19 protein-coding genes are annotated in these 22537 nt (G+C 43.0%); 17 read left to right on the forward strand and 2 right to left on the reverse strand.

Annotation, left to right across the window (positions count from 1 at the left end; genetic code table 11):
* Positions 1-920: 920 nt before the first annotated feature.
* From NSQ99_RS07025 to NSQ99_RS07070, 10 genes are all read left to right on the forward strand, one after another.
* Positions 921-2015, forward strand: coding sequence for an amidohydrolase/deacetylase family metallohydrolase (locus NSQ99_RS07025; protein ID WP_340835903.1), 1095 nt, complete (start codon positions 921-923; stop codon positions 2013-2015).
* On the forward strand, positions 1993-3099 hold the full coding sequence (locus tag NSQ99_RS07030) for a DgaE family pyridoxal phosphate-dependent ammonia lyase (RefSeq protein ID WP_340835905.1): 1107 nt from the start codon (positions 1993-1995) through the stop codon (positions 3097-3099). The genes NSQ99_RS07025 and NSQ99_RS07030 overlap by 23 nt, the downstream gene beginning before the upstream one ends.
* Positions 3099-3845, forward strand: a complete 747-nt coding sequence (gene dagF, locus NSQ99_RS07035) for a 2-dehydro-3-deoxy-phosphogluconate aldolase (RefSeq protein ID WP_340835906.1) — start codon at positions 3099-3101, stop codon at positions 3843-3845. Before NSQ99_RS07030 ends, dagF begins: the two co-directional genes overlap by 1 nt.
* A complete protein-coding gene (locus tag NSQ99_RS07040) occupies positions 3838-4851 on the forward strand; it encodes a sugar kinase (protein WP_340835908.1) in 1014 nt (337 codons plus the stop codon). Before dagF ends, NSQ99_RS07040 begins: the two co-directional genes overlap by 8 nt.
* 88 nt (positions 4852-4939) lie before the next feature.
* Positions 4940-6001 carry a Gfo/Idh/MocA family protein gene (locus tag NSQ99_RS07045; protein ID WP_340835910.1) on the forward strand — a complete coding sequence of 354 codons (1062 nt, stop codon included), beginning with the start codon at positions 4940-4942 and terminating at the stop codon, positions 5999-6001.
* Entirely contained in the window at positions 5998-6879 is an 882-nt protein-coding gene (locus NSQ99_RS07050) for a Gfo/Idh/MocA family oxidoreductase (RefSeq protein WP_340835911.1), read from the forward strand. Before NSQ99_RS07045 ends, NSQ99_RS07050 begins: the two co-directional genes overlap by 4 nt.
* Positions 6876-7733 (forward strand): sugar phosphate isomerase/epimerase family protein, encoded by an 858-nt coding sequence (locus NSQ99_RS07055; RefSeq protein WP_340835912.1) that lies wholly within the window; start codon positions 6876-6878, stop codon positions 7731-7733. Before NSQ99_RS07050 ends, NSQ99_RS07055 begins: the two co-directional genes overlap by 4 nt.
* A gap of 28 nt (positions 7734-7761) precedes the next feature.
* A complete protein-coding gene (locus tag NSQ99_RS07060; RefSeq protein ID WP_251669715.1) occupies positions 7762-8658 on the forward strand; it encodes a sugar phosphate isomerase/epimerase family protein in 897 nt (298 codons plus the stop codon).
* A gap of 417 nt (positions 8659-9075) precedes the next feature.
* Positions 9076-9375, forward strand: a complete 300-nt coding sequence (locus tag NSQ99_RS07065) for a DUF2089 family protein (RefSeq protein WP_251669714.1) — start codon at positions 9076-9078, stop codon at positions 9373-9375.
* Complete coding sequence (locus NSQ99_RS07070) at positions 9375-9665, forward strand: hypothetical protein (RefSeq protein ID WP_251669713.1); 291 nt, start codon at positions 9375-9377, stop codon at positions 9663-9665. The genes NSQ99_RS07065 and NSQ99_RS07070 overlap by 1 nt, the downstream gene beginning before the upstream one ends.
* A gap of 204 nt (positions 9666-9869) precedes the next feature.
* On the opposite strand, the gene NSQ99_RS07075 is transcribed toward NSQ99_RS07070, so the two are convergent.
* Both NSQ99_RS07075 and NSQ99_RS07080 read right to left on the reverse strand, forming a co-directional pair.
* Positions 9870-10433 (reverse strand): hypothetical protein, encoded by a 564-nt coding sequence (locus NSQ99_RS07075; protein WP_340835913.1) that lies wholly within the window; start codon positions 10431-10433, stop codon positions 9870-9872.
* 593 nt (positions 10434-11026) lie between these two features.
* Entirely contained in the window at positions 11027-12379 is a 1353-nt protein-coding gene (locus NSQ99_RS07080; RefSeq protein ID WP_340834664.1) for an IS1182 family transposase, read from the reverse strand.
* Between the two features lie 198 nt (positions 12380-12577).
* On the opposite strand from NSQ99_RS07080, the gene NSQ99_RS07085 reads away from it, so the two are divergent.
* From NSQ99_RS07085 to NSQ99_RS07115, 7 genes are all read left to right on the forward strand, one after another.
* Positions 12578-13519 (forward strand): hypothetical protein, encoded by a 942-nt coding sequence (locus NSQ99_RS07085; protein ID WP_340835914.1) that lies wholly within the window; start codon positions 12578-12580, stop codon positions 13517-13519.
* A 253-nt stretch (positions 13520-13772) separates the two neighbouring features.
* The gene (locus tag NSQ99_RS07090) at positions 13773-15581 is read left to right on the forward strand and encodes a sensor histidine kinase (protein ID WP_340835915.1); all 1809 of its coding nucleotides are present in this window, start codon (positions 13773-13775) and stop codon (positions 15579-15581) included.
* Positions 15562-17115: a response regulator transcription factor gene (locus tag NSQ99_RS07095; RefSeq protein ID WP_340835916.1), complete on the forward strand. Its 1554-nt coding sequence runs from the start codon at positions 15562-15564 to the stop codon at positions 17113-17115. The genes NSQ99_RS07090 and NSQ99_RS07095 overlap by 20 nt, the downstream gene beginning before the upstream one ends.
* 202 nt (positions 17116-17317) lie before the next feature.
* Positions 17318-18583, forward strand: coding sequence for a sugar ABC transporter substrate-binding protein (locus NSQ99_RS07100; RefSeq protein ID WP_445670487.1), 1266 nt, complete (start codon positions 17318-17320; stop codon positions 18581-18583).
* Positions 18584-18681: 98 nt separating this feature from the next.
* The gene (locus NSQ99_RS07105; protein ID WP_251669700.1) at positions 18682-19554 is read left to right on the forward strand and encodes a carbohydrate ABC transporter permease; all 873 of its coding nucleotides are present in this window, start codon (positions 18682-18684) and stop codon (positions 19552-19554) included.
* Positions 19554-20390 (forward strand): carbohydrate ABC transporter permease, encoded by an 837-nt coding sequence (locus NSQ99_RS07110; protein ID WP_251669698.1) that lies wholly within the window; start codon positions 19554-19556, stop codon positions 20388-20390. The genes NSQ99_RS07105 and NSQ99_RS07110 overlap by 1 nt, the downstream gene beginning before the upstream one ends.
* A gap of 28 nt (positions 20391-20418) precedes the next feature.
* On the forward strand, positions 20419-22530 hold the full coding sequence (locus NSQ99_RS07115; protein WP_340835917.1) for an amylo-alpha-1,6-glucosidase: 2112 nt from the start codon (positions 20419-20421) through the stop codon (positions 22528-22530).
* Positions 22531-22537: the final 7 nt, after the last annotated feature.

Here is a 22537-nt window from a genome sequence, read left to right on the forward strand (position 1 = left end):
TCGCTAGCGAAAACTCCGTTGCTCACGTACCAAAACCGTACGCTGCGCTACTCGTTATCTACTAGCGACCGATCTTCTTGGTCCTGAAAGCCGAACGAATTAAACCTTTATTGGAATTGGTAGTTTAATACGTCCGACTTTGATGACGATGTAACTTCGTTGTAGCTTACTCGACGTCGAATCTTGATCGCTAGCGAAACCATCGGTGCTCACGTACCAATACCGTACGCTGCGCTCCTTGCTTTCTACTAGCGACCAAGCTTCTTGGTCCTGAAAGCCGAACGAATTAAACCTTATTGGAATTGGTAGTTTAATACGTCCAGCTTTGATGACGATGTTATTTCGTTGTAGCTTACTCGACGTCGAAGCTTGGACGCTAGCGAAAACTCCGTTGCTCACGTACCAAAACCGTACGTTGCGCGACTCGTTATCTACTAGCGTCCGATCTTCTTGGTCCTGAAAGCCGAACGAATTAAACCTTTATTTGAATGGGTAGGGCAAAAACTCGAATTTGATTACGAAGTAATCATTGTAGCTTAGTCGGCATCGAATATGGAACTCAGCCGAAATTTACGGTGCTCACGTACCAATACCGTACGCTGCGCTCCGTAATTTCTAGCTTTGCTCCATCTTCTTGGTACTGAAATCCAAGTTTTTTCCCCTTTATTGGAAATGGTAGTTTAATACGTCCGACTTTGATGACGCTAATAATCTTTTAGCACTGCGGAGCTTATGATCTCTAAAAGCGACCTCCTGACGAAGGAAGGTTCGAGCGTTAGAGAATCATAAGCGGAGCCGAAGGTTCGAGCGTTAGAGATGTTTAGCGGAGTTGGACGCTAGCGAAAACTTTGTTGCTCACGTACCAAAACCGTACGCTGTGCGACTTGTTTTCTACTAGCAACGGATAGGAGGGAGAGTATATGGAATTAGTGCTGCAGCATGCAACACTCGTTAATGGCAGGACGATAGATATCGTCATTGCTAATGGGATAATCGTAGAGCTTGCAGCCGCAGGTCAAGGTAAAGCAGAGACGAGCATTGATTGCTCAGGACTTTACGTATCCTCAGGCTGGATTGATCTACATGTGCACGCAATGGCTGAGCTTGCGCCTTATGGAGATGACATTGACGAGATCGGCATAAAGCAGGGTGTAACAACGATTGTAGATGCAGGCAGCTGCGGTGCTGATCGAATTGATGCCCTGCAGGAGAGAGCTGCCATTGCTAAGACTCGAGTGTTATCGTTCTTGAATATTTCTCATATCGGTCTCGAGCGAGTGGATGAGCTTTCCCGCTTAGCGTGGTTGGATGAGCAGCGACTTGCTGCTGCATTGAATAGACATAAAGATTTTATCATAGGCCTAAAGGCAAGAATTAGCCGCAGTGTAGTGAAGGAGCTCGGGCTAGAGCCATTAACGATTGCACGTAAGTGGTCTAAGCGCTATGGGCTCCCGCTTATGGTCCATATCGGCTCCGGTCCGCCCAATATTACAGATGTGATAGGTCAGCTGCAGCGTGATGACATCGTTACTCATTTTCTCAATGGGAAGGCGAATAATCTATTCACTGAATCTGGTCAGCCTATTGAAGCGCTGCTAGCTGCAATTGCAAGGGGAGTTCGCCTCGATGTTGGTCACGGTACGGCCAGCTTTTCATTCGAAACTGCTGAAAAAGCGAAAGCTGCTGGAATACATCCGGATACAATCAGTACAGATATATATAGAAATAATCGGATGAATGGCCCTGTATATAGCTTGGCAGATACGATGAGCAAATTTCTACTGCTAGGCTACAGTCTGCAGCAGGTCGTGATGATGGTAACGGAACATGCCGCTGCTATTCTAAGCCGACCTGAGCTAGGCAGCATCAGCATAGGTGGAGCAGCTGATATTACGCTGTTCGAGCTAAGACAGGAAGCGAAGCGACTCGTTGATTCGGAAGGACAGGAACGACTAGCTGAGCAGCATATAAAGGTAAGAGGAGTGGTAAGAGATGGAACATACAATGCATGCTAAATACGGATTGAAGCGAGTAGTCAATGCTAGCGGCAGAATGAGCATTTTAGGGGTATCGGCCCCAACGGATACGGTAATGGAGGCTGTAAAGCAAGGGGGGCAGCAGTATGTTGAGATGGCAGATCTCGTTATCAAATCAGGGGAGCATATTGCTCGGGTGCTGGAGGCAGAAGGTGCAGTTGCTGTTAACTCAGCATCAAGTGGAATTGCATTATCTGTAGCGGCAGTTGTAACGAAGGGGCAGCAACGAGCAAGTCTGCGCCTGCATCAAGACCCCATCTACGTGAACGAGATTATTATGTTCAAGGGTCATAATGTGCAGTACGGCGCTCCAGTTGAGACGATGGTGGCGCTTGGCGGTGGTCGGATCATTGAGGTGGGCTACGCCAACGAGGGACGAACAGAGCATATCGAGGAGGCCATCTCCGAACGAACGGCTGCTATTCTGTTCGTTAAATCACATCATTGCGTGCAAAAAAATATGGCCAGCGTTGAAGAAGTGAGCGAGCTAGCTCGCCGTTATCGCATACCACTAATTGTTGATGCTGCAGCGGAAGAGGATTTGCGTAAATATATCCGTTATGCCGATCTAGCCATTTATAGCGGCTCTAAGGCGATTGAAGGTCCGACCTCGGGTATCGTTGCTGGCAAGCAGCCATATACGGATTGGGTGAGAACTCAGCTGCACGGTATCGGAAGAAGCATGAAGGTCGGCAAGGAGAGCATCTTCGGCTTACTGCAGGCGCTTGATGAGTATATGGTGAAGCAGGATAAGAGCGAGCAGGAGAAGGCTGCGCTCGCGGAGCTAGACAGCTTGTCAGAATTACCAGGTGTTACTGTCAATGTAGTACAGGATGAGGCGGGTCGAGCTATATTCCGTAGTCGAATTCATATCGATGCAGGTCAAGCAGGAATGAATGCAGCTGTGGTAAATGATCAACTGCGCGAAGGGGACATCGCCGTTTATACGCGTGATTATGGCGTGAAGCAAGGATATTTTGATATTGATCCTCGCTCCTTGCAAGGTGACGATATGACAGTTATCGCTAGCAGAATACGTGAAATCATCGGAGGACGAGCATAATGAACAAACGAATGTACAAAGGTAAAGCCGCATTAAATGTACTGACGAATTCTATAACGAATGCGAAGGAAATCTTTGAAGCAGCAGAGGGACATGTGCTAGTTGGTGTGCTTTCCAAGTCCTACCCAGATGCAGCGACAGCTGTGGAGGCCATGAAGGAATACGGTGCTGCGATAGACGATGCTGTATCTATTGGACTCGGAGCGGGAGATAATCGCCAGGCCGCTGTTGTCGCCGAGATCGTTAAAAGCTATGCGGGCGCACATATTAATCAAATCTTCCCTGCCGTTGGAGCGACGCGAGCTAATCTAAACGGAAGAGAAAGCTGGGTTAACAGCTTAGTATCTCCTTGCGGTAAGCCAGGCTACGTCAATATCTCAACAGGAGTAGCAAGCAGTTCAATTAGCGAAAAGGCGATTGTTCCTGTGAAGGCAGCCATTGCGCTTGTTCGTGATATGGGGGGGAATGCGCTGAAATATTTCCCAATGGGCGGCTTAAAGCTTGAGGAGGAATATCGCGCAGTGGCACAAGCGTGCGGTGAAGAAGGCTTTGCGCTTGAGCCTACAGGCGGAATTGATCTTGATAATTTTGAGGCTATTGTAGAGATAGCCCTTCAGGCTGGTGTACCTCAAGTAATTCCGCACGTATACAGCTCCATCATCGATCCAGCGACTGGTGCAACGAAGGTTCCGGATGTCGTTAAGCTATATGCATCCTTGAAGGCTCTGGTTGATCGTTATGAGTAAGGTAGCTGCTTTTGGCGAGGTCATGATGCGATTAGAGGTACCGCGCTATGCTACGCTATCGCAAAGCGATCAACTAACCTACTCCTTCTCAGGTACAGGTGTGAATGTAGGCTCCGCATTAACACGCTATGGGCATCATTCGCAGATGGTGACAGTGCTACCAAGCAATCCGCTTGGTGATGCGGCAGTAGCTTATTTACGGCGGTTAGGCTTGAGCACAGACTATGTTGCTCGTGGTGGCAAATATGTTGGCAGTTATTTTCTGGAGCACGGCTTCGGCGCAAGACCAAGCCGCGTAACCTATACAGACCGCTGGGGGAGCAGCTTTAATACAGCTACGTTTGATGCTGCGAGCTTTGCCCAAGTTGCCAGTGACATCGATGCATTGCATCTATGCGGTATTACGCTAGCAATGAATGATAATGTACGTGCAGCGATGAAGGAGCTGGCAGCGGCCGTTAAGGCAGCAGGTGGAACGGTTATATTTGATTGTAACTATCGTCCATCACTGTGGGGAGAAGACGGATATAAGCTAGCAAGGCCTCACTATGAGGAGCTGCTGCAGCTTGCTGATCTTGTATTTATGAATGAAAAAGATGCACTGCATGTGCTCGGCATGTCTACTCATAAGGAAGATCGAGCGGAGCAGCTTGAGGAGTTGATTCCTCTCGTAGCAGAGAAGTATAAGCTTAAAGCAGCTGCTGGTACACATCGAACGATCAACACTGATCATACGCACACGCTAAGAGGATATTTATATAAGGAAGGTCAATTTTACTACTCTCATCCATTAACCTTTGCTGTTTATGATCGTGTAGGTGCAGGTGATGCCTATGCGAGTGGCATCATTCATGGTGAGCTGACAGAAGCAGAGCCAGCACATGCCGTAGAATTTGCAGCATATGCAGCAATGCTCGCTCATACGGTTGCAGGTGATACGCCTTTAGCCACAGAGCAGGAAGTGCTGGATGCGATGAAAATTAGTACGCGTGATGTTTCGAGATAGAAAGCGATAAATTGATATAAATGAGAATGTGCAATTGTAATAAGCGAATTTTATACAAAGCTAAATCAAGCTCAGGAGGCTGGCAAAAATGAAAAAATTAAAGGTAGCAGTTATCGGTTGTGGGCAAATTGCACGTACGCAGCACGTACCATCATATGTGAAAAGCGGCTTAGCTGACATTAAATACTTGGTAGATGACGTCATTGAGAGAGCAGAGGAGCTAGCTGCTGAATATGGCGTCCCTCATCCGACCTCTGATTTGGCGAAGGTGCTGGCTGATCCGGAAATCGATGCGATCTCCGTATGTACACCGAATGCTTCGCATGCTCCTATTACGATTGCAGCGTTGAATGCGGGTAAGCACGTGCTTTGCGAAAAGCCAGCTGCGTTATCCTATGCGGAAGCAACTGAGATGAAGCTGGCAGCAGACCGTAACAACAAAATTCTTAACATTGGAGTCGTTAATCGCTTCAATACAGCGGTCAACAAAATTAAAGAGCTTATAGATGCTGGTGAGCTTGGCAATCTCTATCATGTGTATTGCTCCTTCCGTTCACATCGCTCAATTCCAGGATTAGGCGGCCCATTTACAATGAAGGAGAAATCAGGCGGCGGCGTACTAATCGATTGGGGCGTGCATTTCCTTGATCTTATCTTCTATATTCTAGGTAATGACATTAAGGCACATACCGTGTCAGGTGCAGCTTATGGTGAGCTAGGGCGCAATATTAAAGAGTATGCTTTTACGAGCATGTGGGCAGGCCCACCAGTGCTAGACGGAACGTTTGATGTTGAGGATTTCATTACTGGGCTAATCCGCACGTCGGGTCCAACGATTAGTATGAACGGAGCATGGGCACAGAACATTGGCGAGAAGGCGATGTTTGTAGAATTTTTAGGAAGTAAGGCTGGAATCAAGCTGCAATATGGCGGTGAATTTACGTTATATACAAGTAAAAATGGCATGCTATATGAGACAGCGGCAAGCTTTACACATGAGGATATGTTCGCAGCTGAGGTTAAAGCTTTTCTAGAGTCGATTCAATCGATGGAGAAAAATCGTGCCAATATCGATCATACGTTGGTGACAACTCAAGTGATGGATGCTCTCTACGAGTCCGCTGCTATCGGAAAAGAGGTTACTCTATGAAAAAGATAGGCTTCATAGATTACTATCTAGATGAATGGCATGCTAACAACTATCCAGCATGGATTGCCGAGCGGGCTAAGCACCTTGGGCTAGAATGGGAGGTTGCCTACGCATGGGCAGAAATCGACAAGCCTAATGGCATGACATCGGAACAGTGGTGCACTGAACAAGGCGTGCAGCAAGTAGCGACGATTGAGGAGCTGATCGAGCGATCTGATGCAATCATCATCCTATCGCCTGATCATCCGGAGCATCATGAACGTCTTGCTCAGCTCCCTCTGCAATCTGGCAAGCCCGTCTATATGGATAAGACGTTTGCACCTGATCTAGCGACTGCACAGCGTATATTCAAGCACGCGCAGAAAGGGAATACACCGCTATTCTCAACATCAGCACTACGCTATGCGCTTGAAATTCAAGATCATGCGGCGAGAATCGAAGCGGATGCTATAGAATATTTAGCCGTAGCTGGACCAGGTAGATATGAGAATTATGCTGTTCATCAGTTTGAAATGATCGTAACCTTGATGGGAACGACCTATAAACGAATAAAGAGTCTATCGACTGAAAATGGACGCCATCTCATTGTAGAGCTGCCGGATGGGCGGCAGGCATCATATCTACAGATGAAAAGCGCACCGTTTCAGGCTATTATTCAACGGAGTAACGGTGAAGGAAGCCTTATTGCTCAATGCTCAAACATGTTTGAGCAGCTGATGGATGCTATATTACAATTCTTCGAGAATGGCAAGCCGCCGGTACAGCCAGAGGAGACGTTGGCAGTCATTGCGCTTATCGAGGCAGGTCAAACCGCTCTTGCACATCGCGATGAGTGGATCGAGATAGCAAGTCCGGTAGAGGAGGCGATCGAACAATGAAGCTAGGAATAAGCACATACAGCCTTCATGGCGCTTACAAGTCAGGTGAGCTGACGCTAGAAGGAGTTATTGAAACGATTGCGGAGCTTGGTGCAGAGCATGCAGAGATCGTCCCGATTGGATATAACCTCGTCGAGCAGCCTGAGCTGATCGAAGTCATCAAGCAAACAGCAAACAATGCAGGGTTAGAGCTCTCTAATTACGCCATTGGTGCTAACTTTTCTGGCCTAGATGAAGAAGAAAGAGAGCAGGAGATTGCAAGAGTTAAGCGAGAGGTTGATGTGTGCGCAACGCTCGGTATTAAGCGTATGCGTCATGACGTAGCGAAAAGTGATGACCTATCGATCGGCAATTTTTTAGAAGAGCTGCCAGGACTCGTTGATGCATGCCGCCAGATCGCTGATTATGCTGCAGCTTACGGAATTACAACGAGTATTGAGAACCATGGATTTTTTGTTCAGCATAGTGAGCGAGTGCAAGCAATTGTTGGTGCAGTGGCACGTGACAATTTCCGTACGACGCTTGATATCGGTAATTTCCTATGTGCCGATGAGGATCCTGTGATCGCGGTTGCTAACAATATTCATCTTGCTTCGATGGTGCACTTTAAAGACTTCTATGTTCGCTCAGCACGAATCAAGCCTGGTGCAGGCTGGTTCAGCTCCTCGGGTGGAAGATGGCTCAGAGGCGCTATCGTTGGGCAAGGTGATATAGATATGCCAAGCATTGTTGAGATCGTTAAGCGTAGTGGCTATGACGGTTATATATCTATAGAGTTTGAAGGAATGGAAGAATGCAAGCTAGGTACAAAGCTTGGCTTCGATTATGTGAAACGGATGTGGGATGAGCTTTAATCTGAAAATTAAGGAGTGTGAGAATACGATGACAAGGCCAATCATGACTAATAAAATTGGTGTTATTGTTGACAGCTTTGGTGTTGGAGTGAAGCAAGGGCTGCTCAAGGCAAAGCAATTGGGTGCAGATGGAGTGCAAATTTATGCAGTAAAGGGAGAGTTCGATCCTGCGAACCTATCAGCAGCCGCGCGCAAGGAATGGAAGGATTACATCTCATCCTTAGGTCTAGAAATCTCTGCTTTGGTAGGCGATCTTGGTGGTCATGGCTTTCAGGACCCTGCTCAAAATAAAGAAAAAATTGAAAAGTCCAAACGGATTATGGAGCTCGGATTGGAGCTTGGCACGAACATTGTAACTACGCATATCGGAATCGTGCCAGAGGATAAGAATAGTAGAATTTATGCGACGATGCATGAGGCTTGTGAGGAATTAAGCAGCTATGCCAGCGGATTAGGTGCTTATTTTGCGATAGAAACAGGTCCAGAAAGAGCAGTACAGCTGAAATCATTTTTAGATGGCCTTGGCTCGAAGGGAGTCGCGGTTAATTTCGATCCCGCCAATATGGTCATGGTTACAGGTGATGATCCGGTGCAGGGGGTATATACGCTGAAGGATTATATCGTTCATACGCATGCTAAGGATGGCATTAAGCTGGCTGCTGAAGTCGACCCTAGAGAAGTTTACGGTGAATATGGCTACGAATCAGAATTAGACCACGACAAAATTGCCGAGATGGCAACGAGCGGTCCATCCTTCCGTGAAGTACCGCTTGGAGAAGGCAAAGTACAATGGAACGACTATTTACAAGCGTTAAATGATATTGGCTACAAGGGCTATTTGACGATAGAACGAGAGGTAGGCACGAATCCTGAAGCGGATATTGCGCTAGCGGTCAAATTCCTGAAGTCATACCGTACAACGTAGGTTGGTTGATAAAGTTAAAGCTTCTTCTCTTAAACTAGACAATCTGTTTGGAAGCAAGGCATGGAGGCTGAAATTGCGCTCTGTGCCTTGCTTTTGTTTTAAGTCATTATAGTTGAATAACGATGCTTGTACATAATTGATTTGGACGATACGCTGTTTCAAACGAATAGGATTGTAAGAGAAGGAACAGATGCTTACTTTTTGGAAAGACTAGTCGAAAATATATTGGGGAAGGTCACTACTCGTACGTGTAGCTCTCATTAAAAGGGACGATCGGTCAATATCGTCCTTTTGTGGTCTTCTAATAACTATCAATAAAAAATGAAAAGTTTAATAAAATTAAAATAAACTTGATTTTTATTTAACTATAAATTAAAATATAAATAATTTTAATTAATGTGAGGTGGAGGTGAAGGAATGGAAAGTAAAGATATTCCTAGTTGGATTTATGCATTAGAAAAAGAGGATATAGAGTTTATCAAAAAATTTGTCATTCATTCAGGCTCATTAAAGGAAGTTGCAAAGCTTTACGAAGTGTCTTATCCAACTGTGAGAATCAAGCTTGATCGTTTAATTGAAAAAATCAAATTAAATGACGAAACGGAAAATGAAGACTTTATTCAGTTTGTAAAACAGCTTGTTATTGATGATCGAATTGAATTAGAAGAAGCAAAATTAATAATTGAGAAATATAAAAAAGAAAGGAATGAAAATTAATGTTTGGATTTGGAGATATAGCAGATGTATTTATTATTGCAGCTTGTTTAGGGGGGCAATATTTTTTAGCTAGCCGTCATCATATATTTTGGGGTGCATTACTACCTGCTGCTTTTGTCATTTGGAGAGGGACGCTACTTTTCACAACGAATAATAACGTTTTAGCACAAATACTAATTATAGCTGTTGGACTTGCCTTTCTTTTAGGACAATGGGTTCAAGGGAGAAAAGCATTTAAAAACAAGCAAGAAAAAGAGCTGCTCAAAATGAAAGCACACGACATCGTATAGAGAGCAATATAGTCAAACAACTGAACTTATAGTTTACGTGGATGTACGAATTCAGAGCAATACGCAGATGTGAAGATCTTAAAGAGCGATTCTGTTGAAGTAGGAGGAGAGCTGCTCACGGTTTTGGTATAAATATAAGCGGAGACAAGGCGAGGCAACAAATCACATTTGTTGTCCTCGCCTTATTTGCTTAGTTTGTGATTACTAGTGATTACCCTCATACCTTTCAATGATTGAATGAATCGCAGTTAGTATTTCTTTCGATTTCGAGGAGTTTTCATCTGTAAATAGATTAGAAGGAGCATGGTCGAATACCTCTAATAGACTGAGTACGGAGTCATAATATTTAATGTAAGAATCGTCTAGCTTATCAATACCGATATTCTTAATCTCAGTTAACGAATTAAACATTAAACTAATAAATCTGGATAAAGGTTTTTGCAATTCGTCTCGCACGATAGCATCTAAAGTCGTCTTATTAATATTATCTTGATTTAGTGTGCTATAGATGGTCTGATTATTGCGACTTAGAAATCCATCTATACGCCCTTCTAAATACTCGATGTTTTCTCGCTCTTGATCATCGACAATGAGCTGTAAGATGACTCTATATTCGTGGATAATCTCTAATAATTCTAATCGGAAATTATTTTCATTCGAAAGCAATAATTGAATGTTCGTATGGTTATTCGTTTCTTCTTTCGTGCTACAACCCGTAAGCATAGAAAACAAAATCGTAACACATAAAATGAGTTTTGCTTTTCTCATTAAGTTACTCCTTTTAGGTTGCTATATTTTTATATAGCTCTTTAGCTTTTCACTGCAGCTGCAGTCATGTACCATTATCTTAAAGCAAGAATTAAACGTTACAATTAGTTATCATATAATAGATGTAAGTAAAGGAGAACAATCAAGTTGGATTGCTCTCCTTCTTTCTCCATAGGCGGTAAAGTCCTTGAATTAATGTAATAAAGGCGATGAGCTCTATAGCTGTTAGCATAGTGTGAAGGATACTAATAAGCTGCCCTCCACTTATTCCAAACAAGCTTTGAGCCGATATAATAATCCGTTCGGAGAATAGAGAGATGAAAAATTCTATGATTTCGACGGCTATTAATAATAGAAAAAAAGTAGTGCCTTCAGGAAAAGCGTGCTTGCTGCTTAAGACTAATCCGATTATAAAACAGATGAATAATATAATAGGCAATGCAAATTGTAAATAACTGATAAATATAGCTGATCACCTCTTTTGTATAATATTAACCATAAATTTCAATATTTTCTACTATATGAATCAATTTCATAATGTATAGTTACAGATTCGCAGATTAGCCCAATTTGTGCATATCCATTTTTGAAAATTATGCTGCTTGTTCATTCAAATGACGATTTAATCGATCACATACAAGTTTTGTACAATTGTAAACCAATGCAACCAAGTTAAAATGAAACTTCGCTTTTTGACCGGTTCGATGTCGTATATTGTTCAATTGGAAGAATTCTTTTAAGTAAGCATTTACTCGTTCTACGGCAGATCGCTTCTTAGAGATTTCCTTCCATAGCTTCGAACCACGAGCTGGTGCCGTATATTTTCTTATATCCGTTGAGATCTTCATTTTGTATACCTTTTGACAAAGTGTATCCTTCGCTAATGGGCAATGATCGCATTCTTTTGGACGAACATATTTCAGCGTTTCATACTTTGAATCATAACTGTCGTAACGATACGAATGCTCTCTGACACAAGTTGGCGCAAAGTGTTCGTCAAATCCAACAAGTTCTGGCTCTCGCCTACGGTTATAGGCAATCACGGCGTGTGCCTTCATTTTACGAACCTGTCGGTATATCGCTTCATAATCATAACCTGCGTCCATCGTTGCATAGGTGAATTTGAATTGTGGATGCTGTGAAACAAGCCCTTTTAGGAGAGGTATGGCGGCTTTACCATCATTCAAACTTCCAGAAGAGAGCATCGCTCCGAGAATATATTGACTCCGTGTACCTACAGCCAAATGACCTTTATAGCCAAACCAGAACGTGTTTTTCCCGTCACTGTTTTTCTTGACTCCCCACTGTGGATCAAGTGGCATTTGATCTTTTAGCACGTGGAAAGATACTTCAAGTTGTGCAGCAATTTCCTTCTCGAAGATAGGCTTTTGTTCCTCTTCTTCTTGCTTTTGTTTCAACCAAGCTTCACGTTCAGTCTTTGATTTTCGCCCACGCTTTTTAGGCTCCTGCTTATCCTTGTCTTGTTTTACAGGTGCTTGGTCTCGTGCTTCGATATGGGTAGCATCAATAGCAACCGTATCATCGGTAATGAATCCTTCTTTCATCGCTTGTGTAAGCAACTGGGTTTGAATCTCTTCAAGCGCATCGCATTGGCTCATCCTATTCACCAACCTAGAATAAGAGGCCGCTGATGGAATAGATTCTGACAACATAAAGCCACAATCCAAGCGGAACAAGATGTCATGCTGCAGACGTTTTATTAAATCTTTAATCGTCGGGATTCGTTCGATGATTCGGATGATCAATGAATAGACCATTGCTCTGTAATTCACTTCAATAGGCGCACCATAACGCGACGTTTTCTTGACCAAACGCAAAATGGGAGTGATGTCGATCGTAGCGAAGATTTCACGAAAACGATCTTTTTGTTCCATTTTATAAAGTTCTTGCAAGGTAAAAAGGCTCTCATGTCGAATATATGGCATAGGGAGTTCATCCTTTCATCTCATTCGGTATTGTGTCGTTACTGTACCTTTTCGAGATTTGGGGAGGTTCTCCTTTTTATGTGCCTTAAAATACTAGTCATAGCAAGACTTTCGATTTATGAAATTGATTCATATGAATCCAATATTTAAATTTTGCGTATTAAACAGATATGATTCGGTAATAGGAGGCGTTACTTGATGGCAGTAGATTTTCAACAGTTGATTGAAACAAAGGAACGGTTGCATGAGCATTCACGGTTGGAAAGCAGACGGCAGCTGCTAGCTCAGCGCATGAGAGAGCAGGAAGCGCTTATTATTGAGCTTAAAGTAAAGCTTGATATGGAGCAGCGGGATGTAGAGAAGCTAACAACAATGTCGCTAACGAATTTATTTCATACTATTTTGCACAGCAAAGAGGAACAGTTAGAGCTTGAACGTCAGGAGGCCTTGGCAGCAGCGTTGAAGCTGCAGGAAGCTGAGCAAACGCTGGCAGAGTTAAAGGAAGAGCAGAAAGAGAACGGCTTGAAATTAGCTGAATTGGCTAATGCAGAATCCGAATACAACCGACTAATGCACGAAAAGGAAGAATGGCTAAGAACATGCCCGCAATCAGCGCTTGAGCTTGATGAGATGGAGCTGCTAATTGCAGAAAAAAGTCTGTTGCTTAAAGAGCTGCGTGAAGCACTATCGGCTGGGAAAAGTGTAATGTCACACCTAAGTGATGCCTCCAATAGCTTAGAGAAAGCTGAGAACTGGGGAAATTGGGATATGTGGGTAAACGGCGGATTAATAAGCACTCATATTAAGCACGAACATATCGATGATGCGCGCAGCTATATTCATAACGCTAATCGACAGCTAGAAGTCTTCCATAAGGAGCTTGCTGATCTGAAGCAATCTATTGATGTTCAAGTAGATATAAGCGGAATACTTAAAATGGCTGATTACTGGTTTGATGGGTTAATTGCGGATTGGATTGTGCAGGGTAGAATCAACGATGCTCAGCAGCAGACATCGAATGCCCTGCATCAAGTAAGGCTGGTCGTCAATACACTTGAAGCTAGTAGACGTGCAGAAGAAAATGAATTGACGATGATGCATGAGAAACGTAAGCTTTGGATTGAGCAAGCCAGCTTGTAAACACAATAGATAAATTGTTCACTCAAGATCTGCAGTGAGCATGCAGAAACAATATATCCATGTACATAACAAAGCACTCCTCAGCTCACGACTGTAGGAGTGTTTTGTTCATGGTGCTTATCACTCTATGATCATCCGTTATGTTCCAATAATGAAGTAAAATGCAAATTAGCTCTTCTATCCATTTCTCTCATGGCTATGCTACAATGAACTGCGAATACTGACATGTTTGCATACTGGGGAGGATGCTTGAATGAAGCTTATTAAAGGAAGCATCATATCTAAAATTATTATTAGCTTAATTATTGCGACCACTATACCGTTTATTATATCCAACTATTTGTCTTATCAGATTACAGGTAAAGAGATCAAGAAGCAGTACGTAGAACTGAATCAAAATTCAATGTCGATTACGATGTCCGCGTTACAATCCTATCTCCATGATTTGTCGTTGCTTGGCTTATCGTACTTTTCTGATCCTGCGCTTGTAAGACTGCTTTCATCGACAGAGCCACAATCACCGGCAGAAAGCGTATATATTGCGCAGAGGCTTGGGCAAATTTATGCAAATTACGGGGAAGTAGGCACGGTCTCCTACAAGAGTGCACTTACGAATAAGCAATTCAATATTCGCAATACTTACAATTCGAAAATTACAATACCTGACTTTCGAAATGGAGAGCTGTCGTATGCTCATAGCGAGCTTCAGCATTCCTTTCAAGTAACGAATATTAATCGCGAGCTAAGACTGCGCGTGAATAAGCCCTTCATTGATATATCTACTCGAGACGTTATCGGGATCACGACATTTGATGTGAAGACCACGCAAATACAGAGCATGCTTGCATCGTTAACGACAAGCGAGCAAGGTCCGGTATACATGTTTATCGGTAAGGAGATGGAGCTGCTCTATGCAACGGAGAGTGAAGCAGTTTCATCATTAACTGAACATAGCTTGGCTTGGCATAATGAGCTTGAGGCAGCATTGCAGGCTTCGAGTATAGGCATATCCAAAGGGGAATTACAAGCGAAGGAAGGCAGCTATGTCTATTATCGGGAAACAGTAGATAATGGCTTGACTGTGACACTTGTGAAGTTCATACCGCAAGCACTCATAAATGAGGCACTTACCGCTGCATTAGGCAAGACCTTGTCAATTCAAGTGATGTCGATTGTATTTGTTTCGATATTGGCAGCAATCATTTCCTATTATATGCTGCGCAGAATTAAGCATATGCTGCGAAATATAAAAAAGCTGCAAATGGGAAATTTCCGACTAATGAAGAAGGCTGCCCCTGCCACGCCGGATGAGCTTGACCTTCTAGAGATTCGGTTTCAAGAAATGGCGATTGAGCTGGATGAGCTGTGGAATAAGCAATATCGTCATCAGCTAGAGCTGTCTCAGGCAAGACTAAAAATGCTGCAGGCACAAATTAACCCGCATTTCTTCTACAACACATTGCAATCGATTGGCACGCTAGCAATTAAATCTAATGCTAGTGAGGTGAGTGATCGATTGGCTGAATTTGCCGCATTATTCCGTTATTCTATGGATATTGAAAAGGAAGATGTGCTGCTATGGGAGGAAATCGAGCATTTGAAGCATTATATGGTGCTGCAGCAGGGACGATATAAGCAAAAGCTCCAATTCGAGCTGAATTGTCCTGAAGAAGCACATCACATTCACGTACCAAAGATGATGCTGCAGCCGCTTATTGAAAACAGTATTATCCATGGGCTGGAGCGTGGGCAAGGACATATTCATATTGCTGTTGATATTACATTGTCTCAGCATGACATGCTAATTGAAGTGGTAGATAATGGAAAAGGATTTACAGAGCAGCAAATTGAGCAAGTAAAAGCAAGCTACGTTGAGCAGCAGGTTATCGTAACAGAAAGACAAGGAATTGGCTTGTCCAATGTACTAAAAAGATTATCGCTGTATTATGGCCGAGCGTTCCAATGGTCTATTGAGAGCAAGTCTTATGAGCGCACAGTTGTAGCATTACGGTTGCCAATCGAAACACCTAGGGGGAACGAGCATGAAGCTGCTGATTGTTGATGATGAAGAGCATGTGCGTGAGGGCATAGAGCTTTCCATTGATTGGTCAAAGCATGGGATTAATCAAATACTAATGGCTGACAACGGCCTAGAAGCACTGGAGCTGGTCAGGCAGCATCATCCAGAGCTAATCATCTCGGACATGAGCATGCATATTATGGATGGTCCACAGTTTCTAGAGAAGCTAAGAGAGGAAGGCTGGACATCCAAGGTTATTGTGTTGAGCGGATATCAGCAGTTTACTTATACACGCGCAACACTGCTTGCCAATGGTATAGATTATTTGCTTAAGCCATTCAAAATTAGCGATCTTGATCAAGCGATTGAGAAGGCATGCAAGCAAATAAGAGAGGAACAGCAGGCACGGCTTAAAGAGCTAAGCAACAATTTTCGTCTAAATGAAGTAAATAATTTAGTTAATGAACAGCGCTTTGCAAGCTTAATCGAGGAAGAGCAGAACGGAAGCCGTGCGATTGCAGATTTCTTAGCTACCTTAGGCATTGACCCTGATCGTTTCTATGTCATCACGTATCTACCAAGAAATAAAGATGCGATCGTTAAACAATATTATGAACGAGACGAGCAATTGTTCAACTTTGCCGTCAAAAATATAATAGAAGAGTTATTCGCGCCGCTTGGAGCTTGGTATTCGCTACAGTACCAATCATTCATTATATTGTTTGTTAGCACGAGAATGCTGCCCGATGACATCGAAAAATCTGTTTATAGACTTCAGGAGGCATGGCAACGTACGCTTCGCCTTTCCTCCTTTGTAGGCTTTCGCAGTGTAGCTTTAGCCGCAGATAAGCTTCAGCAAGTATTGCTTGAGGAGAAGTCCGTGATCCTCAATAGTAATATCCTTAGTAGCTCGAAGAATGTTGAAAAGTCCGAGGCATCCTTGTTTTTCATTGATAAGGAGCGTGTTATTGTAGAAGCCGTTCGCTCAAAAAATAAGCAATACCTTCATGAGCTGGTCGATGAGTTTACACGTGAATTGACGGCCGGGGGCCGATTAACGTTAAGAGAGCTGCAGCATTATACGGTGGAAATAAATTTGCTATTGATGCGTATCTATGTTCAATTAAGTGATGATCGTTTTCATGCTACGATGCCTTTATGGCTTGCTCAGATGGAGGAATGGTCAGCGAGACTGAAGCAGACCTTTAGCGACATTGTCGAGCTTATCGATTACAGTAAAGTTGAGAGTGGTTCTGTACAATCAATTGCTGCCGTTCGTAACTATATAAACGACCACATGAAGGAAGATATTACTCTGGCAAGTCTTGCCGAGCAATTTCATTTCTCTCCTCAATACTTAGCTAAGCGATTTAAGGAAGAATATCAGACAACGATTATGAATTATTTATCTCAGCTTAGAATGGATAAGGCCTGCTCACTGCTAGTACACACTGACTTAACGATACACGAAGTAGCAGAGGAGAGTGGCTTCGAAGAGCTTAATTACTTTAGCAAGGTGTTCAAAAAGCATATAGGCATGACGCCTACCGCTTATAGAAAAACGTATAAGCCGTAATACTTAATACTTATTAGCATCCAGCAAGCAATAAATGACAAACTCTTACTGAATTTGTAGGATTGTCACTGTTGCTGGATGCTTTTATTTATTTACTCGGACAGCAGATTCAAAAATTACTCATTTAGGTGAATATAACACCTGTGGTCAGTAGATGATAAAAAATATAATTAAAAGGAAGATAATTTTAGGGGGTATTACAATGATGAAGAAAAGATGGGCATTCGTCCTACTGTCTGCGATGTTAATTGTATTGTCAGCTTGTGGCAACAATACAAACAACAAAGCCAATGAAGGCACAAGCAACACAGGAAACAACGCTAACCAAAGCGAAAAATTAGAAAAGATTACGTTGTTCCAAAGTAAAGTTGAAATTGCTGAAGCACTTGAAAATCTAGTGGTTAAGTATAAAGAAGAAACAGGTAATGAAGTTGAAGTATGGGGATCCGCCGGTGACTCTTACATTACACAGCTACAAACAAAGCTTGCAGCTAATGAAGGCCCAACGATTTTCTCCGTACAGCCAGGTGCAGAGGCTGAGAAATTCGCTTCCTACTACCATGATATGACGAATGAGCCGTATGCGAAGTATATTTCTCCTAACATGGCACTAGAAATTGACGGTAAAGTGGTGGGTATGCCAATCGCTGTTGAAGGCTTCGGTCTTGTGTACAACAAAGAACTTTACGATCCTTCTAAAGTAACGGATACAAATTCTCTAGTTCAACAATTAGAGCAGTTCAAAGCTGACGGTATTAACGGTCTAAGCTTATCTCAAGAAGCTTATTTCCTAATTGGTCACATTATTAATACTCCGTTCGCATTGCAGGAAGATCCTGTTGCTTTCATCGAGCAAGTGAACAAAGGCGAAGTTAAATTGTCTGAAGTTCCAGCATTCCAAGAGTTTGCTCAAGTAATGGACGCGATCCGTGCTAACTCCGTTAATCCAATGGAAGTAACGTACGATACGCAAATGGGTGACTTAGCAACTGGTAAAACAGCAGCTGTTCACCAAGGTAACTGGAGCTACGGTATGCTAGCTGATTATGATGAAATCGAGATTGGCATGGCTCCACTTCCGATTCTTGGTAATGATAAGTTAGCAGTTGATATTCCAGCTGGCTGGGTTATTAACAATAAAGCATCAGAGGCTCAAATCAAAGCAGCTAATGCTTTCATTGAATGGTTGTACACAAGTGAAACAGGTAAAAACACAATTGTAAATGACTTTGGATTCATTCCAGCTGTTAATACAATTGAACCAACTGGACTAGATCCACTATCACAACAAGTATTCGAAGCAACTCAGTCAGGCAATACGATTTCCTGGGCACTAAATTATTTCCCACAAGGGATTATCATTAATGATCTAGCGCCTCTAACATCTGAATTTTTCCTTAACACTTCCATGACTCCAGAGCAATATCTAGAGAAGCTTGGTGAAGTGTGGGCAAAAGCTGCTAAATAATACAGGGATGTGCAATATGGAAAGCCTAACTCTGAAACATGAAGTTAGGCTTTCGTTTTATCTACTACGACAATTCTGGTGAAAGGGTGATTTCAATTATGAATAGAAATAGCAAGCTATGGTATATGCTTTTTACAATGCCGCTATTTTTAATTTTCTTAACGGTCGTCGTCATTCCATTTTTGATCGGGATCTATTATTCCTTTATCGACTGGGATGGTATTCCGAGCAACCCGAAATTATTCGTCGGCTTGGATAACTACGCGACACTATTTCAGGATCAACGCTTTCTTGATTCCGCATGGCAAACGATCAAATTTACAGTATTCGCTCTAATTAGCGTCAATCTGTTAGGCTTGATCTTCTCATTAATCGTAACTGCTGGTTTTAGAACGAGCAACCTAGCGCGTACTCTGCTATTTATGCCAAACCTCATTGGTGGTCTAATCCTAGGTTACATTTGGCGCTTCATTTTCACAGATGGATTTAAACAGATAGGTGAGACAACAGGAATAGACTCCATCTTCTTTAATTGGCTCATTGATCCAAACTATGCCTTGCTAGCTCTTGTTATTGTATTTACGTGGCAAATGGCAGGCTATACGATGGTTATCTATATCGCTGGTATTCAAGGGATTTCCGAAGAAGTGATGGAGGCAGCTAAAGTAGATGGAGCAAATTTATGGCATCGTATTACAAAAATTGTTTTCCCATTGTTGATGCCATCCTTTACAATTTGCTTATTTTTAACATTGTCCGGTGCATTCAAAATTTACGATGTCAATTTATCACTAACCAATGGTGGTCCAATTCATACGACTGAGCTATTTGCAATGAATATCTTTAATGAAATATTCGGATATGGTAACTATGGACTTGGTCAGGCTAAAGCTATTGTGTTCTTTGTTATCGTAGCACTTGTTACGCTTACACAAGTGGTGATTACGAAACGAAAAGAGGTGCAGATGTAATGGGCAAAGCTAGAAATGGTGTAATTTCAACGCTAATTGTCATTGGTGCACTGCTCTTCTTGTCACCGATCTACATTATGCTCGTCAACTCCTTCAAAACTCGTTCGGAGCTTTATGAGAATGTGCTTGCATTACCAGGCTCCTTTAGCTTCGAATATTACGCAGGCGCAATGAAGAAGATGAATTTCCTTACCGTATTAGGGAATTCACTCTATGTTACGATCGCAACCGTGATTTTTGTTGTTATTCTATCATCTATGACAGCATGGATGCTTGTACGTCGTGACAATGCGATGAGTAAAATTATATTTTTCTCGTTTGTAGCAACGATGTTAATTCCGTTCCAGACATTAATGATGCCGCTAATGCAGGTTATGGACTGGATTCGTACGAATTTACATTTACCAATGCTTAATACGCATGAGGGCTTGATCTTTATGAATATCGGCTTCCATGCTGGTATAGCCGTATTCTTATATCATGGCTTTATTAAGTCGATACCGATCGCTCTTGAGGAGGCTGCTGTTCTAGATGGCGCTAGTACATTTGGTGTCTTCTGGAGAATTGTATTCCCACTATTAACGAGCATCACGGTTACAGTAGCTATACTTGACGTTATCGCCTCATGGAATGACTACCTGCTGCCATCACTCGTGCTTTCTGATAAAGGACTGCGCACGATTCAGCTTTCAACCTTCTATTTCTTCGGAGAGTTTACGATTGTATGGAATCAGGCAATGGCAGGCTTAACCTTAACGATTATTCCAGTCGTCATATTCTACGCTTTTGCACAAAAATACATCATTAAAGGAATTGCGGCAGGAGCGGTTAAATAAAGCTTTTGTTAGCTGAAAGGGAGCATGTATGAGTAATAAAGTCATCATGGAGGGAGCATTATTTTACGTAACCGATTCGTATGGTAATGTCGATCCAAAGCTAGAAGCAGGTCATGGCTTATATATGAAGGATACCCGGTTCCTAAGCCACTATGAGCTGCGCATTAATGATCAGCTTCCAGAATTGCTAGAAAGCAGCGTGTCGGAAAGCTATCTGCTGACGACGATGCTAAAGCATGAGGTAAAGGATGTTGGAGCAGTTGAAATTAAGCGCAGCAGCTTTTTGCACGACAATGTCATGCATGAGCAACTGCTAGTTACAAATTATTTCTTATCTCCGCAGCAGGTTAAGCTTACACTGCAATTTGATGGGGATTTTCAAGATATGTTCATCGTACGACGCTATCGCACTGGCGAAGTTGGGCAACGTATGGATACGACCTATAACGGCAAGATGATGCAGCTTCAATATGTTGGCAAGGATGAGCAGATCCGTAAAACGTCAATACATTGGGACGGCAGCCCAGAGGTTCGCCAGTCTGAGCAGCTGCTTCAATATACGCTAGATTTAGCTCCGGGAGAGCAACAAACGATACAGCTTGTTATTAAACCACAGCTTACACCATTAAATGCTAATGCTGGTGCAGAGACTCTACTAGATGGCGAGCTGCTCTCCTATAACGAGGCATTACAAAGCCTGACTAGCAGCTACGATCAGTGGTTGACGAGCAATACACGTGTGATGAGCGCTAATTCTCTATTTAATACTTTATACGATAGAAGCTTACAAGACTTACGTATGCTTCAGCGGGATATCGGCTATGGTGCAACGACGGTTGCAGGCTTGCCTTGGTTTGCTACAGTGTTTGGCAGAGATAGTATTATTACGTCAATCTTTATGCTTCCGCTACATCCGTCGCATGCATTAGGTACGCTGCGTACACTCGCAGCGTATCAAGGTAAAGCGGATAATCCTTGGCGTGATGAGGAATTCGGAAAAATTATGCATGAAATTCGTTTTGGTGAGCTTGTGCAGACTGGTCAGTCGCCATTTTCACCATACTATGGTGGCGTTGATTCGACACCGCTGTTTCTTGTGCTGCTCGTTGAGTATGTAAGATGGAGCGGTGATCTAGCGATCGTAGATGAACTAAAAGACTCTATTGATGCTGCGTTATCATGGATCGATACACGCTGTCAGCGGAATGCGGCAGGGTTTTTAACCTACCAACAAGAAGCAGAGCAGGGCTTCCCTAATCAGGGTTGGAAGGATTCAGCCAACAGTATCGTCAATGAAAATGGGGACCTTGCTACAGCTCCGATTGCGCTCATTGAGGTGCAGGGGTATATCAGCTATGCGAAGCAAGGCTTAGCTGAAATATTCGCCAAGCTTAATCAGCATGAACGCAGCCAGCTGTTAAAGCAACAAGCTGAGCAGCTAGAGGAGCAAATCGTTCAATATTTCTGGATGGAGGATGAGCAGTTTTTCAGCATTGCGCTTGATGGCGAGCTCAAGCCAGTCCGTTCTATTACGTCTAACGCCGGCCATCTACTGATGGCATCCTTCGTAAAGGATCAATATGCGAAGAAGATTGGGCAGAGACTACTATCAGATGATATGTTCTCCGGCTATGGCATTCGCACCATGAGTAGTCAGTCCACAGGCTATTATCCGATGAGCTACCATAACGGTAGTGTCTGGCCGCATGACAATGGCATGATTCTACTTGGCTGCTTGCGCAGTGGACTTCAGAAGGAAGCAAGACATATCGTGTCAGGACTATTAAGGGCAGCAGCGGAAGTGCCTGATCAGCGTTTTCCAGAGCTATTTTGTGGCTATAGCAAGCAGGAATATGACCGTCTCGTTCGCTATCCTACAACTTGCTCGCCGCAAGCGTGGTCTGCTTCAACGACCTTCGTAATGCTACAAGCTATGCTTGGCTTGCAGGTTAATATGCTGCAAGGGGAAATCAGCCTAGCTCCAGCACTGCCGCTGGATATTCAAGAGCTTAATATTGTAGGCTTAACGATTGGCAAAGGAACGTTAGATATCTATCTATACATTGATCAAGAAACCGATACAACGAGCGCGACCATTTTAAGCAATAAGACCGGTTTAGACGTCGTTGTTCATTCATAATAAGCAG

The organism is Paenibacillus sp. FSL W7-1287 (genome assembly GCF_038004245.1).
GTDB classification, from domain to species: Bacteria; Bacillota; Bacilli; order Paenibacillales; family Paenibacillaceae; genus Pristimantibacillus; species Pristimantibacillus camelliae.